Origin of the sequence: Microcoleus sp. K4-B3 (genome assembly GCF_036704615.1) — a bacterium.
In the GTDB taxonomy this organism is placed as follows: Bacteria; Cyanobacteriota; Cyanobacteriia; order Cyanobacteriales; family Microcoleaceae; genus Microcoleus.
Map to the genome: position 1 here is coordinate 25,981 of NZ_JAUBSF010000031.1, position 13,710 is coordinate 39,690.

Annotated in this window: 9 protein-coding genes; 3 read left to right on the plus strand and 6 right to left on the minus strand. The window is 45.9% G+C overall.

What is annotated here, in order from left to right; all coding sequences use genetic code 11:
• Positions 1-141 precede the first annotated feature (141 nt).
• Positions 142-4,227 carry an nSTAND1 domain-containing NTPase gene (locus tag QUA78_RS15475; protein WP_333300275.1) on the plus strand — a complete coding sequence of 1,362 codons (4,086 nt, stop codon included), beginning with the start codon at positions 142-144 and terminating at the stop codon, positions 4,225-4,227.
• A 3-nt stretch (positions 4,228-4,230) separates the two neighbouring features.
• On the opposite strand, the gene QUA78_RS15480 is transcribed toward QUA78_RS15475, so the two are convergent.
• From QUA78_RS15480 to QUA78_RS15485, 3 genes are all read right to left on the minus strand, one after another.
• Positions 4,231-5,592 (minus strand): outer membrane beta-barrel protein, encoded by a 1,362-nt coding sequence (locus QUA78_RS15480; RefSeq protein ID WP_333300277.1) that lies wholly within the window; start codon positions 5,590-5,592, stop codon positions 4,231-4,233.
• Positions 5,593-5,768: 176 nt separating this feature from the next.
• Positions 5,769-5,900 carry a zinc ribbon domain-containing protein gene (locus tag QUA78_RS32880; protein WP_445302332.1) on the minus strand — a complete coding sequence of 44 codons (132 nt, stop codon included), beginning with the start codon at positions 5,898-5,900 and terminating at the stop codon, positions 5,769-5,771.
• Positions 5,857-6,843, minus strand: coding sequence for a transposase (locus tag QUA78_RS15485; protein ID WP_333300279.1), 987 nt, complete (start codon positions 6,841-6,843; stop codon positions 5,857-5,859). The genes QUA78_RS32880 and QUA78_RS15485 overlap by 44 nt, the downstream gene beginning before the upstream one ends.
• A 152-nt stretch (positions 6,844-6,995) precedes the next feature.
• Between QUA78_RS15485 and QUA78_RS15490 the strand changes: the two genes are divergently transcribed.
• Positions 6,996-7,379: a hypothetical protein gene (locus QUA78_RS15490; RefSeq protein ID WP_333300281.1), complete on the plus strand. Its 384-nt coding sequence runs from the start codon at positions 6,996-6,998 to the stop codon at positions 7,377-7,379.
• A gap of 1,262 nt (positions 7,380-8,641) precedes the next feature.
• Here QUA78_RS15490 and QUA78_RS15495 read toward each other — a convergent pair.
• From QUA78_RS15495 to QUA78_RS15505, 3 genes are all read right to left on the minus strand, one after another.
• The gene (locus QUA78_RS15495; protein WP_333300282.1) at positions 8,642-9,703 is read right to left on the minus strand and encodes a TIR domain-containing protein; all 1,062 of its coding nucleotides are present in this window, start codon (positions 9,701-9,703) and stop codon (positions 8,642-8,644) included.
• Between the two features lie 275 nt (positions 9,704-9,978).
• Positions 9,979-10,161 (minus strand): hypothetical protein, encoded by a 183-nt coding sequence (locus QUA78_RS15500; protein WP_333300284.1) that lies wholly within the window; start codon positions 10,159-10,161, stop codon positions 9,979-9,981.
• A 421-nt stretch (positions 10,162-10,582) separates the two neighbouring features.
• Positions 10,583-10,738: a hypothetical protein gene (locus tag QUA78_RS15505; RefSeq protein ID WP_333300286.1), complete on the minus strand. Its 156-nt coding sequence runs from the start codon at positions 10,736-10,738 to the stop codon at positions 10,583-10,585.
• A gap of 958 nt (positions 10,739-11,696) precedes the next feature.
• Between QUA78_RS15505 and QUA78_RS15510 the strand changes: the two genes are divergently transcribed.
• On the plus strand, positions 11,697-13,199 hold the full coding sequence (locus tag QUA78_RS15510) for a hypothetical protein (protein ID WP_333398891.1): 1,503 nt from the start codon (positions 11,697-11,699) through the stop codon (positions 13,197-13,199).
• Positions 13,200-13,710: the final 511 nt, after the last annotated feature.

A 13,710-nucleotide genomic window follows, 5' to 3' on the forward strand; every position in this document is an offset into this window, starting at 1 on the left:
GACGCTATAGCAATCCTTGGTTTTCAACCGTCACTTTTGTGAAGCGGGATTAATTTTTAAGTTCGATTTGCTTAGGAAAATGCGGAATTAAGGCTTCTGTTTTTGTTTTGAACAGTATTGCTAGTGGGAGAGTGCATCATAGTGAAAACTGCACAATACGACCTCTTTATTTCCTATGCTGATGCTGACAGTGACTGGGTAGAAGGCTACTTAATCGACTGTTTGAAGCAGGCTGGCGTGCGTTACCACTCAGAAGCAGCATTTGCTCTAGGTACGGTTCGGCTTCTAGAATTTGAGCGTGCCATTGAGCAAAGCGATCGTATGTTGCTGGTGCTTTCCCCAGCCTATCTGGCAGACGGCTTTAACCAATTCATTGACCTCTTGGCTCAGTTTTACGGCTTTGACTCAGCAACGTGGCCAGTTATCCCCCTCGTCTTACAGCCGGTCAAACTGCCACTTCGCTTAACTCCTCTCATTAAACTCAATGCCACTAATCCGACTGAGTGGGAAGAGGCTACTCGCCACCTCTGCGCCGACTTAAAGCGGCCCGTACCAACTTCCTCTCTTAAGCCGCCCTGTCCATACCCAGGGATGGTATCTTTCAGAGAGGATAACAGCGATTGCTTCTTCGGGCGTGACGCGGAAGTAAAGGAACTCGTAGAGCGTCTACGCCTGCACCCCTTCATCTCTGTGATTGGCCCTTCAGGAAATGGAAAATCCTCTTTAGTGTTTGCGGGACTCATTCCTGCCCTGCGCCGAAGTGGACTCTTCGGTTATGGCGAGTGGCTAGTTCGCACTATCCGCCCTGGCGAGACACCTCTAGCTGAGCTAAAAACTGCATTGGGGAATGACCTTGCTAATCCTAAACTGGCAGTAACAGAGGCTCTAGCTAGCCAGCCGAATGCTCAACGATTGCTATTAGTCATAGACCAGTTTGAGGAGGTGTTTACACTTACCGGAGAGGAGGCAGCCCCCTTCCAGAAAGCATTGCTGCACCTAATCGATACTCCCAACTGCTATTTAATTTTGACTGTTCGAGCTGACTTTTATGCTGAGCTGATGAAGTCACCGCTCTGGCGAAACATTCAATCTTACCGAATGGAGCTAGTCCCTCCAGATGCGGTAGGTTTGCGTCAGGCAATCATCAGACCGGCTGAGAATGCCGATGTGTTCATAGAAGCGGCATTAATAGAACGCTTGGTGGCAGATGCTGTTGGGGAGCCAGGAGTTTTACCTCTACTTCAAGAGACACTGGTGTTGTTATGGGAGAAAGTGGAGCGGCGATTCTTGCCCCTTAGAGCTTATGAAACTCTAGTCCTTACTAGCCCAGCCTACAGCAACTTTGATGCTAGCAACCGCACAGGATTGCAAGCGGCGATCGCCAATCGTGCTGATTATGCTCTAGTTGCCCTGAGCGAGGAAGAGCAGCGGGTCGCTCGCCGGATCTTCCTCCGGCTGATTCAGTTTGGCGAGGGACGTGCCGATACCCGCCGACAGCAATCGGTTGAACAGTTACGGGTGTCCGGTGACAATGCAGACCTATTTGACTGGACGCTACTCTATTTAGCAAGTCGTCGCCTGTTAACGCTTAGCGGTGGAGAGGAGAACTCTAGCAGAAAAGTAGATATTGCCCATGAAGCCCTGATTAGTGGCTGGTTTACTCTACAGTTGTGGGTCAGGGAACGTCGGGAAGCGGAACAGATTCGCAGGCGACTGATGCGTCAAGTAGAGGAGTGGGTACGCTTAGGTAAAGGTAGTGGGGGTCTGCTGGATGAGGTTGAATTGGCTGAAACAGAGCGTTGGCTGGAGAGCCCTGATGCTGCCGAACTAGGCTATGATGAAACACTGCTTACACTGGCAGAAGCCAGCAAGAGGGCTATTCAGGAAGCAAAAGAGCGAGAAGAAGCAGCTAGACAACGAGAGTTAGACCTGATCCGAGAAAGGCTGGAGCAGGAAGAGAAAGCAGCAGAGCAGGAAAGAAAAGCGCGTAAAGCAGCTCAGACGCAGACGAAAGTTGCCATTACCGCTGCGGGGCTAGTGAGCATAGCAGCAGTGGTCGCTTTGTGGCAGTGGAACCAAGCCGTGCAGCGCGAAATCGAGACTTTAACAGCATTGTCCCAATCTCAGCTTTCTCAAAATAACCAGCTTGAAGGACTGATAGAGAGTGTCAGGGCAGGAAAAAAACTCAAGCAGCCAAATTTGTGGCTACCAAACCAAGTTCGCCTGGAGACTGTGGCAACTCTTGCAAAGGCTGTTTACGAAGTACAAGAACGCAGTCGTCTAGAAGGGCATAGCCTTGAAGTCCGGAGCGTGAGTTTCAGCCCCGACGGTAAGATAATTGCCTCGGCGGGAGAAGATGCCACTGTCAAATTCTGGAGTCCCGATGGGGGAGAACTCCTACCTCCACTAAAGCTTAAGGATAGTGTTACCAGTGTGAGTTTCAGCCCAAACAGCAAAATGATTGTCTCAGGTAGTAAGGACGGTAAGTTGACACTCTGGAACCGTGACGGCAAGGAACCTTCATCTTTCGATCATCACAATCAAATACCAATAAATAGCGTAAGTTTTAGTCCCGACGGTGAAAACATTGCATCGGCTGATGCTAAGGGCATCATCAAACTCTGGAACCCCAAAGATAAGTCGCTCAAAACCTTAAATGGACACACAGATCAAGTCTATAGGGTACGTTTTAGCCCAAACGGCGAGATGATTGCTTCTGCTAGTGCGGACAGAACCGTTCGGCTCTGGAATCTCAAGGGTAAGCTGCTCAGAACCTTTGAGGGTCACACCGCTCCTGTTAAAAGTGTAAGTTTCAGCCCTGATGGTCAATCCCTTGTCTCCGCCAGTGAGGACGGCACTGTCCGGCTCTGGAACGTCAACGTTAAAGGACCTATACCCCCCCCAGATGATCTTTATACCGATCGTCATAATGGTCCAGTGAACGATGTAAGTTTCAGCCCCGATGGCGAAACCTTTGCCACAGCGGGTGAGGACAACATTGTCAAACTCTGGGACAAGAAGGGCGAGCTGCTTGAAACTCTAAAGGGCCACACCCGTCCAGTGAAAAGCCTAAGTTTCAGCCCAAAAGACAACGAAACCCTTGTCTCAGTCGGGGACGATAACACTGTTAGAATCTGGAAAGCCAACAACACTTCTTCTCTCCAAGTTCTAACAAGTCATTCAGCTCCAGCTAATAGCGTGAGTTTCAGTCCTAAAGGTCAAATTCTTGCTTCGGTCAATAACGACGTAGTGGAACTCTGGAGCCTCCCTAGTGGTGAGGAACCTTCCCAAAAACATACCCTAAAAGGCTATATTTTAGCTTTCAGTCCAGACGGAAAAACGATTGCGACTGCTTCAAGGAGTAAGGACAATCCTAAGAACAACACTGTTAAACTTTGGAATCTCAACGGTCAAGAACTTAAAACCTCGGAAGATCATAAGGGGGTAGTTACCAGCTTAACTTTTAGTTCAGATGGTCAAATGATTGCCTTCGCCAGCGAGGACAACACTGTTAAACTTTGGAATCTCAACGGCGAAAAGGTTGAAACTTTGGGCGAGGCCGTTAGTAACATAAGTTTCAGTCCAAACCGCCCAATACTTGCTTTAGGCGGTCAGGACGGTACTTTAAAACACGGTACTTTAAAACTCTGGAACTTTAATAAGAAAGAACTCAAAAACTTTGGGAAGCACAAACTAAGAGTCACCAGCGTGAGTTTTAGCCCTGATGGACAAATGATTGCCTCTGCCAGCGAGGACAACACTGTTAAACTCTGGAACCTTGATGGTAAAGAGGTTCAAACTCTGATAGGTTACAGCGTGAGTTTCAGCCCTGATGGACAAATGATTGCCTCTGCCAGCGAGGACAACACTGTTAAGCTCTGGAACCTTGATGGTAAAGACTCTAAAACTCTCAGAGGTCACGACGCCTTGGTTACTAGCCTGAGTTTTAGTCCTGATAGTCAATTAATTGCTTCCGCCAGTGACGATAAAACTGTTAAGCTCTGGAGTCGCGATGGCAAAGAACTCGCAACCTTGAAAGGGCTTGGGACTCCTATCCAGAGTGTCAGTTTTAGTCAGAATGGCACAATGATTGTAGCAGCTAGTGAAGATAAGCCAGTAATTCTGTGGAACTTGGGGTTAGACCATTTGTTAGATCGTGGTTGCAAGTGGCTGAGGGAGAGTAATTACCTGAAGACTAAAAAAGAATATCAAGAAGTTTGTAAATAATGCTTAAAATATTGATAGATTGTACCCAATGTTCACCCCGATTGAGAGATAATTTAAATTATAGCCTGACCCACCTGTGAGTCGATTATACGAGTCTCCCACTAAGTAAGATACTGAGCCATTGATAAATGTATTCCGATTAAGATAGTAGACTGTCATAGCAGTTATCTGCTGTTGCGTATTAAGGCGGTCTTGGCGTGTGAAGTCATCAAAGACAACCTGATAGTCCAGCCTCCCTTGCAGCCGAGGAGTCAGGTCATAGCGCAAGCCCACCGTTAAGGTGTTCCTGACTAGACTTGCCTCGTATGGTGAGGCGAAGCTCGCTCGAAGTTCATAGCCTGAGTCTAAACGTAGCTTGGATGAGAGTCGATCCAGTCGCCCTACTGCAAGCCGTAATGAATTGTCTACTAAGTCATCAGACGAACCATTCTTGGAGAGACGCTCTTGTACCCATGCCAGTTCAGCGGCAGTGTTGTTTGCCAATTGCTGTCGAACTCCAAAACTAAAGTTCAATGCGTTGTAGCCATGTTCCGATGTAAATAGCACGGAGCTACCTCCAGCGTCGGCTACTAGGCTTGTCTCAGATCCCAGGTCGAGTTTTCCCCGAAGAAGAGCACTGTTAACGAACGCTGTCTCTCGGTTAATTGCTGGAGAATTTATACTAGAATAGGTTTGCGCTGAAGAGCGCAGCAGCAGTTCTAAATTCGGCTGACGGCGAGAAGATTCCTGCAGCGAACGGCGAATAATATCAGGCTTCCTAAGATCGTTGTCAGACTCATCGGGAGTGTAAGGCTCGTCAGGGGGCGGAGGTGGAACTTCTGGAAAATCGGGGTTTTTTTCAGGTACAGGACTCTGGGCTTGAAGACGTTCAAGAGGTAACAGGTCGGCAGGAGTTCTAGAAACGGGAGTTAGGTCGGTAAGCTTAAGCACAGGCATTTTTACCTCTCCACGATCGACCTGTGTCTCAAGGACTCTAGTGGCTTCAACATTAGGTACTCTTGTTACTTCAGAATAGATTCCGGCTTCTGGTTTTCCTTCAGGTACAGGGCTCTGAGCTTGAAGGTGTTCAACAGGTAACAGTTCGGCAGCAGTTCCAGAAACGGGAGTTAGGTCGGTAAGCTTAAGCACGGGCATTTTTACCTCTCCACGATCGACCTGTGTCTCAAGGGTCCTAGTCTCTTCAACATTAGGCACTCTTGTCACTTCAGAATAGACTTCGGCTTCTGGCAGCTCAATCGCTCTAGAGTTGGCTGAGGTGTTCTGATTCTGGAGGATTTCTGGGCTAGGACTGGCGATTGCTGGGTAGTTAAAGACCCAAGCACCAAAAGTCGATGAAGAGAAAAACACTACAGCCATAATACGCATGGGCTAGCTCCAATATGAGTAATTTGGTTGCCACTAACTCGCTCGGAGAAATCGAAAATTCTGCTTGTAAAACTTACCTAAACTTATCTAAAGCCATCTTTAGATAATCCGAGTTTACTTCCCACTCTGTTGGCCCCAACGTAGTGGAGAAAGGCGGCTATCCCAAGATCAGTAGGCTATCCCGCGACCGCCGAGGGTTCCCAGTTTAAAATATTCATACTGGCGTTGAGATCGCGATCGAGAGATCTACCACAAGCAGCACAATCATAAGTCCGAAGACGAACGTGGCATATCTTTTTTATGCCCACAATTAGAGCAAGTTTTAGAGCTAGGCAACCATTGATCTACCAGCACTAAATTTGCTCCATACATTTGGCATTTGTAATCGAGTTGACGCTTGAACTCATAAAAGCCCAGGTCGGATATCGCCCCCGCCAGCTTGTGATTTGCCATCATGCCCAAGACATTCAAGTCTTCAATCTTGATTCGCTTAAAAGTTTTGGTTAAGTAAGGTGTTAACTTGTGTATAAAATCTTTACGAATACCAGCTATTTGCGCGTGAATTCGGCTAATTTTATTGTAGGTTTTGCGCTGGTTATTGGAGCCTTTTACCTGTCTTGAAGTTTGACGTTGTAAAATAGCCAGCTTTGTTTTCGCTTGCTTCAACGGTTTTGGTGCATCAAAAACTTGCTGGTTTGACAGCATGGCAAAAGATTTAATACCTACACCGATTCCTACAGAGCCTTTGGGCTGTTGAACTGGGAGACGTTCCGCATCAACACAAAATGAAATAAACCAGCGACTACCTCCTTTTGAGAACGTGAAAGTTTGAGACACGTAACCACATTCTAGGGGCTCATCAAGCCGAAACATTCCCAATGTAGGAATCTTAATAGTTTTGCCAGCTCTTAGCAGAACTTTCCCATTGGATGAATCGACTGTAAAAGATTGACCATTGCGACGGCTAGCGAATTTTAGATGACCTGCTTTCCCGGAACGATATCGACTAAACGCATTTTTCAAGTCAATAAAAGCGTTTTGGTAGACTCGACTAGACAACTGGTTCATCCAAGCGAATTCAGGCTGTTTCTTGACGTGGTTGGTGAGAACTTTTTTAACTTTGTCGATCGCCTTCGAGTCCGAAAGCTTGCCGTCACTATACATTTGAGTCCGCAAGCTCAACCCGAAATTGAATACGGCCCGCCGAAATCCTGCGTGTTTTGCCATCAAGGTCGCTTCGTTGTTATTCAATTTTAGCGCTCTTTTGATGCCAAACATAATTAAGCTTACCTAGAGTTTCTTGTTTGGTCAATTATAGACAAGTTTAGCAAACTATTTGGCGATTTAGTCTAACTCTAAGTTGCGTTCTTATCGCCAGGTTTTTATCGATCATTGAGGAACTAATGGACCCTCTGGTAGAGGATCTGGTGGAGGAGGTGGTGGTTGAGGAATTGGTGGAGAAATTGGTGGTTGAGGAATTGGTGGTTGAGGAATTGGTGGTTGAGGAATTGGTGGTTGAGGAATTGGTGGTTGAGGAATTGGTGGTGGAGGATTTGGTAGTGGAGGAATTGGTGGTGGAGAATTTGGTGGTGGAGGATTTGGTGGTGGAGGAATTGGTGGTGGAGGATTTGGTGGTACGTGAGGGGCACGTAAAGGAAATTCCAGATTGGGAGGAGTCAGAAGTTCATTATCAAGTAACCTCTCCTTCTCTTGCTCCAGTAAAGCCCCCACAGTTTCCTCCCGAACCTCAAGGATTACTTCCTGGAGGTCATCAGGTTGTTGGTTGACGAAATCTTCATGCTCCGATCCAAGCCCTAAACCCAAAGCCAGTGGATTGTTCCGATAGAAGCCTCGCAGGCTGAATTCCCCGAGCCGCCTCACATCTCCATCAATAGACACAGATGCAAGCTCACCAGCTCTCAGTTCAACAGTCTTTCCACTTCTTAGACCAGTGACTGTAACAGGTCCTTCTGGACTATTAGTCAGAACCCCAACCGTTGTCTCTCGATCGTCTTCTATAACGAATAGTGCTGTACCAGGAGCCCGTATGCTTGCCTTTTTAGTTCTGGTTTCACACGCTGGGACAACAGACCTCCTATTATGGAGGTATACGATTTTGCCTTGAGCCAGTAGAAATAGGCATTCCGCTGTCGGCGCAAATTGAGAAGTCGTATAACTTCCCTGCAGGTAAGCAGTCCCTCGAGGACTTAAATATAAGTCTGCTCTGCTGCTACTTCGCGTTTGGAGCCACTGCTTAGGCAATAGGGGTGGAGGATCAGTGGATTGAATTCTAGACCAGACTCCTTCTTCCCTGGAGTCGTGGAATTGAACATTTCCCTTAACATTACGTATGTCTATTCTCTGTTGAGCTGATGTAGGAGCTATCCAGGAGAATGCTAGTAGACTACTCGTAGCTATCAGCTCCAAGCTTAAAAACCAAATCTGTTTTTTCATTAAAATATTATCTATGTCAAGTTGTTTCTAATAATTCGCTCTTGAGGAGTACCTTGCTCGGTACTATCAAATATCTCTGCCTCTAAATATCCTGTTTTTACGCACTGTTTGATTCACTCTCTGCCGGGGACTTTCCCGATTGCTTTGAGGATATACTTGTGGCTAATGTTATCGAATGCTCCCTTGATGGCGGGAGCAAGTACCCATTTGCCTTTGCCATGTCCATTGAAAAGATACCACAATTATTCTATGGCATTGTGGCAACTTCGTCCTGCGGCGCGAAATCGACAACTGTTTGACTCAAAACAGTTGTCCCAGCTTGGCTGTAGAGCATTCTTAACTACTGCGTGTATTACCCGATATTTGATTGTGGAAATCTCGGTCTTTGTTTCCCGTTTGCTTTAGAAAGGTGAATCCTCTTAGTTGGGCGAACTTTACACGGGGTATTCTTTTCCTGTGTTTCATTTGTTTGTTGCAAATCTTTACTGCCCCCCGCATGGACAGTCCATTCATCCCGACCCCTGTTGGCGTAGCCTGCGCGTAGCATAGGGGTGGGATGAATGGAGCTGATCTGTAAAAGAGAATACTTCAAATGTTACTTTTTTTCACGCATATAAAATGGTTTTTGCAATCCTTGCACTAAGCGATCAAATTCGTGCTGGGAGCGACGGGGATGAGCTAGATCTATTGGCTTCAGAAGACCACAAAGTCGTAGAGGTAAGAGATTTGAGTCAATTGGCGTGAATTTGATGGGTACTATACGGGCGCCACCTTCCTGAATCCCCATTGTTTGCACTAGACTATTCTCGAATTCTGCCATGTTATCTGCCAGGTAGGTTTCTGACAGCACGATTATAGTCCGTTTAGACTGAGTAATTCCATTCTCAATGTTGATTAAGCGGGCTACGCCAGGTATGTCAACATCACCGGAAACTGCAATACGTAAACCAGCCTGCTCCAGTCGTGGCAGTAGCGTATCCCACACCCAGGTAGAATCAGGATCTTCGTCTACGTAACTGATATAGACATCATAACGAAAGTCATTGTCATCTATACCAGGGGGTTTCGGAGGTAGGGGCAAGTTTGATGGGCTGGGTTGACTATTCTTACTTTTGAGGACGGGTGTTAGAGACTCCGGAATTCCCTCTAAGTCAATTGCACTACACCCAAACTCATAAGCATCTGCATAAGATCTTCCGGCTCCCAGGGCATCATAAAATCCCACAGCAAATTCAATTGCTGCCCGATCGCCAATTGCCTTATTCATGCCAACTACATAGTCAACGTGTTGGTGAATTGCCTCAGCTTGAGCCTCTGAATAGCAGGCATTCAGCACAACACACTCAATCGTGTCCTTAAACAACTTAAATAGCCTTACGAGTGACTCCGTACTGACTAACTGCATTTGTCCCGAACTATTTTCCAAAGCTAAGCCATGCTCTCCGGCCCCATGCCCAGAAAAATGGATAATTTGTGGTTCGTTATCTAATAAAGCGCGACGCAAGTCATCAACACGTAATGCCCATCGAGTAACAATTTCAAACCGATCTCTTTTTTGGGCTCGTTCTAAGCCTGCCTGAATTTCTCGGACTTCTTCATCCAAGCGCAGCTTGTCTGTATTCTTTGGATTGGCGGTGAGAATCAGGATCTTTTTCACGGCTACATCAACTCTAGGGGGGGACTGAGCGCTAGATGCACATAACTACCGCTTGGCTATGGGTAATTATCTTCACAGGTTTCGACTTTGAGTCTGTATGAATCGGTAATTAAGATAATATTTATTAACCCTGCCCCCGGACGATGACAGCAACTGGAACGCCAATGCCGAAGGAAAAATAATCATTTTAATTTCTTATTTTTGACAATTTTGCTAGAGAACCAACCTTAATGATAATTGAAAGCGTTACTGATGCCAATCTTGCTTCTATAAATCTACCATTTCAGTGGGAGTCGATCTGCACAGCGCACCTCTGGCATCCCCTCCAAACACCCAAAATCACGCACAGTCAGCACCACGGCTCTAGGAGTTACAGGATTTCGAGGGCGATCGCCTCCAAGCGCACTATCGCAACGCAGCAATCCGTTATATCGCTCTTGTTGTATAATCCGGCTCATTCTGCAACCGCACAGGCTCAAGCTGATGAAGTTGTGCGGTATCCTTGGCCAAGTGTGGGGAGATTAGGGTACCAAGATGTTGTGCATTTAAACTGTGCTACAAGCCTGGGAGGGTGACAAAGATGTCTAGGAACTAGACTGAATCAGGGTTGCAGCCCGTATACCCTGTTGATAAAAGCTACGTTTATTTCCTGGGGGGTGACAGAGAAGGCTACGAAATAGACCAAATCAGGGTTCCAGCCCGTACACCCTGCTGATAAAAACGACGTTTATTAGGAGTTAATTTCATTAACTCTTGAACGAGTTCGGAATGTTGAGCGAGATAATTTACCCACTGTTCCCCATCTTGACCAATGCCAAATGTACTCCGTCTTCGGTATTTTTTTCTGGGTTTTTTAGAATTAGATATATATTTTTGTACCTACTTTTTCTGAATTTCAGTAGCCTGAAATATTGCCGAACTGTAGGCGATAGCCATTAACCAAATTATTTTAATAAGCCACTCTTTTTTTAAACCAGTTCCTTCTATATTGTAGCCTCCTGTCTTATAATTTCGGAACATTTCTTCTATTCCCATCCGCTTTTTGTAAGCTGCAATCGCGACAGGCAATGAGCCTAAATCTTTCAGACTAAACCAAGCATTTTTGACTTTTACTCCCTGATAGTTACGTTTCCATTTACAGGCGATATCAAATCCGGCTAGAGGCCCGTGTTTTTCTGACTCTTCCTCCTTGAAAGTATAACGAAGTTCCTGGTATTATTCCTAATTGGTCTAAACGTTGCCAGATTAAATTTTCTGTTTCCAGGCAATGATTTTTTTTCAGTCTCAAGCAAAAAGATACACCCATTGTCCCCGGTTTGTTTTCCAAGTCTACCGAGCCAAATTCACGGTCTCCTAAAACGATGACTTTATATTCTTTAAGTAAGGGTAAGACTTGTTGTAGAGCGAGGGTTTGTTCTTTTAAGTTACTGTTTCCTAATTTGGGTAATAAACACCAGTATAATGGGATAGCCCTATAACAGCCAAATCAATGCGAGCGTGAACAGATTGATACACCCCCCTGACTGCGGTCGATCGCAATCGATAACCTTTGTCCGATAGGGCAATAAGTTGTTAACCAATAAGTGATTAATGGGAACCAGATTAGTGCGATCCTTAATTGAGGTAAATCGAGAAATCTTTGTAATTTGCTTGGCAAGACTTTCGGTAGTAATTGGGTAAGGAAATACTCGCACCAGTCTCTCTAACCTCACTTGTTTCTCGGATTGTATCAGGTTCAACAAGATTGTGAGTAAAATAAACTGGGCTGGCGTCAGTTGTTTTTGTAAGTGAGTCTGGTAAAATGTTGGTAACATATTTTTTGGGATAGGCAAGCTTGTAACAATTCTACTGCCTATCTTTTTTTACCACAACACAGCTCAATCTTTACCCCGTCTGGGTTTTGGGCGGGTTGTCACCCCCAGAAATTGGGAGACAAATATAAGACATAACATCTAACATTCTTTCATTTCTCTCTTAATTCGGAGGTCTTCCTATGGCGATCGAACTTTCAAGTATAACGACGTTTACTGACCAGGCTAATATTGTCCCGTCTGGAGTGGAGGAAATACGTAATGATGGCATCGTTAATACTCTTGCTGGTGACGATACAATCACTGGCATTACCACTAGCCTTGGCACTGTGGGGTTCGGTATCAGTGGCATCTATAACCTCGGCACGCTTAATACTTCAGAGGGTAACGATATAATTACTGGCATGGGTCAGGCAAGTAATTATAGTAGCGGAATCTTCAACTCCCGCGCCATAAATACTGGCGATGGTAACGACACAATTACGGGTAGTGGCTTTTTCGGTATTATAAACTATTTCACGATCGCTACCGGTAATGGTAACGACTTAATAACTGGCAATGGCGACGGAGGTGGCATCGGCATCTACAGTCTAGGAAACATAAATAGTGGCGGTGGCGATGACACAATCACTGGCACTAATACTAGCGGAGGTGGGTACGGAATTTTCAATGGTCTTGGCAACCCAAGGGACAGCACTACCATTAGTACCATTGATACCGGTGATGGTAACGACACAATCACTGGCATTAGCACTAGCCTTGACACTGTGGGGTTCGGTATCAGTGGCATCTATAACCTCGGCACGCTTAATACTTCAGAGGGTAACGATCTAATCACTGGCATTGCTCAGGAAAGCGATTCTGGTAGCGGAATCTTCAACTCCACCGGCACCATAGATACTAGCGACGGTAACGACACAATTACGGGTAGTGGCTTTTCCGGTCTTATAAACTATTTCACGATCGCTACCGGTAACGGTAACGACTTAATAAGTGGCAATGGCGACGGAGGTGGCACCGGCATCTACAGTCTAGGAAACATAAATAGTGGCGGTGGCGATGACACAATCACTGGCACTAATACTAGCGGCGGTGGGTACGGAATTTTCAATAGTCTTGGCAACAAAGAGGGCAGCACTACCATTACTACCATTGATACCGGTGATGGTGATGACATAATTAGTGGCATTGCCGCCTTCGGGATTTTCAACACCGGAATCATTAATACTGGTAGTGGTGCAGACTCCATCATTTGCGATGCAAGCCTTAATGACGGCACCGGATATGGTTTCTACAACACCAATACCATTAATACCGGTGATGGTAATGACACAATCACTGAGATTAGCGGTCGCAGCATCTTCAATCTCGGTATCATTAATACTGGTAACAACGCAGACTCCATCATTGCCGAGGGAGGCTTTGAGGGCATTGGCAGCATATTTTTAGGAAATGGTAAAGACTATCTCAAGGGTTTCGGTAGGGGTAATTTCAATGGCGAAAACGGTAAAGACACACTGGAATTAACGTCAGGAAGTTATACCGTTGGAAGATCGGGGACAGCGGTGAATTTCATCAAGAATAGCATTATTATGAATACTTCTGAATTTGAAAAACTCATAGCTGGTAGCACAATCTATGACTTCAGCAGTTTAAGGGACGGTCAGATAATTAGTGTTGCCTAGCAGTTTACTTGAGAAGTAGAGGACAGCTAGTTAAGAGAAAAGCTTTACTGTCCTAAAACACCGTTTATTATTTACTGATAACGCTTGTTTCCAATCTCCTGAAAGAATGGGAGCTTTGGTTTGGGGATCGGATTGTGCTTGTTGGTTTATGCTTTGGGGCCAAAGACACCTCCGTTCCCCTTTACCAAAATCCATCTCCAATTTGAAAAATTAGTTAAGTTAATCCACTCTGCATCCGACCTGACGTTGAAGCTTTCAATGCTTTCAGAAAGCCCCAGCCTAAAACCGGGGCACGATCGACAATTACTTTCAATCCGCCCCGGGACGAGAGAACGCCCGCCCCGAACCCGCGAAGCCTTTGGGCGTCGGCTGGATGCACGGTCTGAGTTGCCGCCACGGGAGACGGAGTAGGAGGCAGTTTAGCATCGCCCTACTATTATGGTGGCTATGAACGAGAATCATGGTGGCTATGAACGAATATGCCGTGGTGATCGGCGGAGGCGGTCCCAAT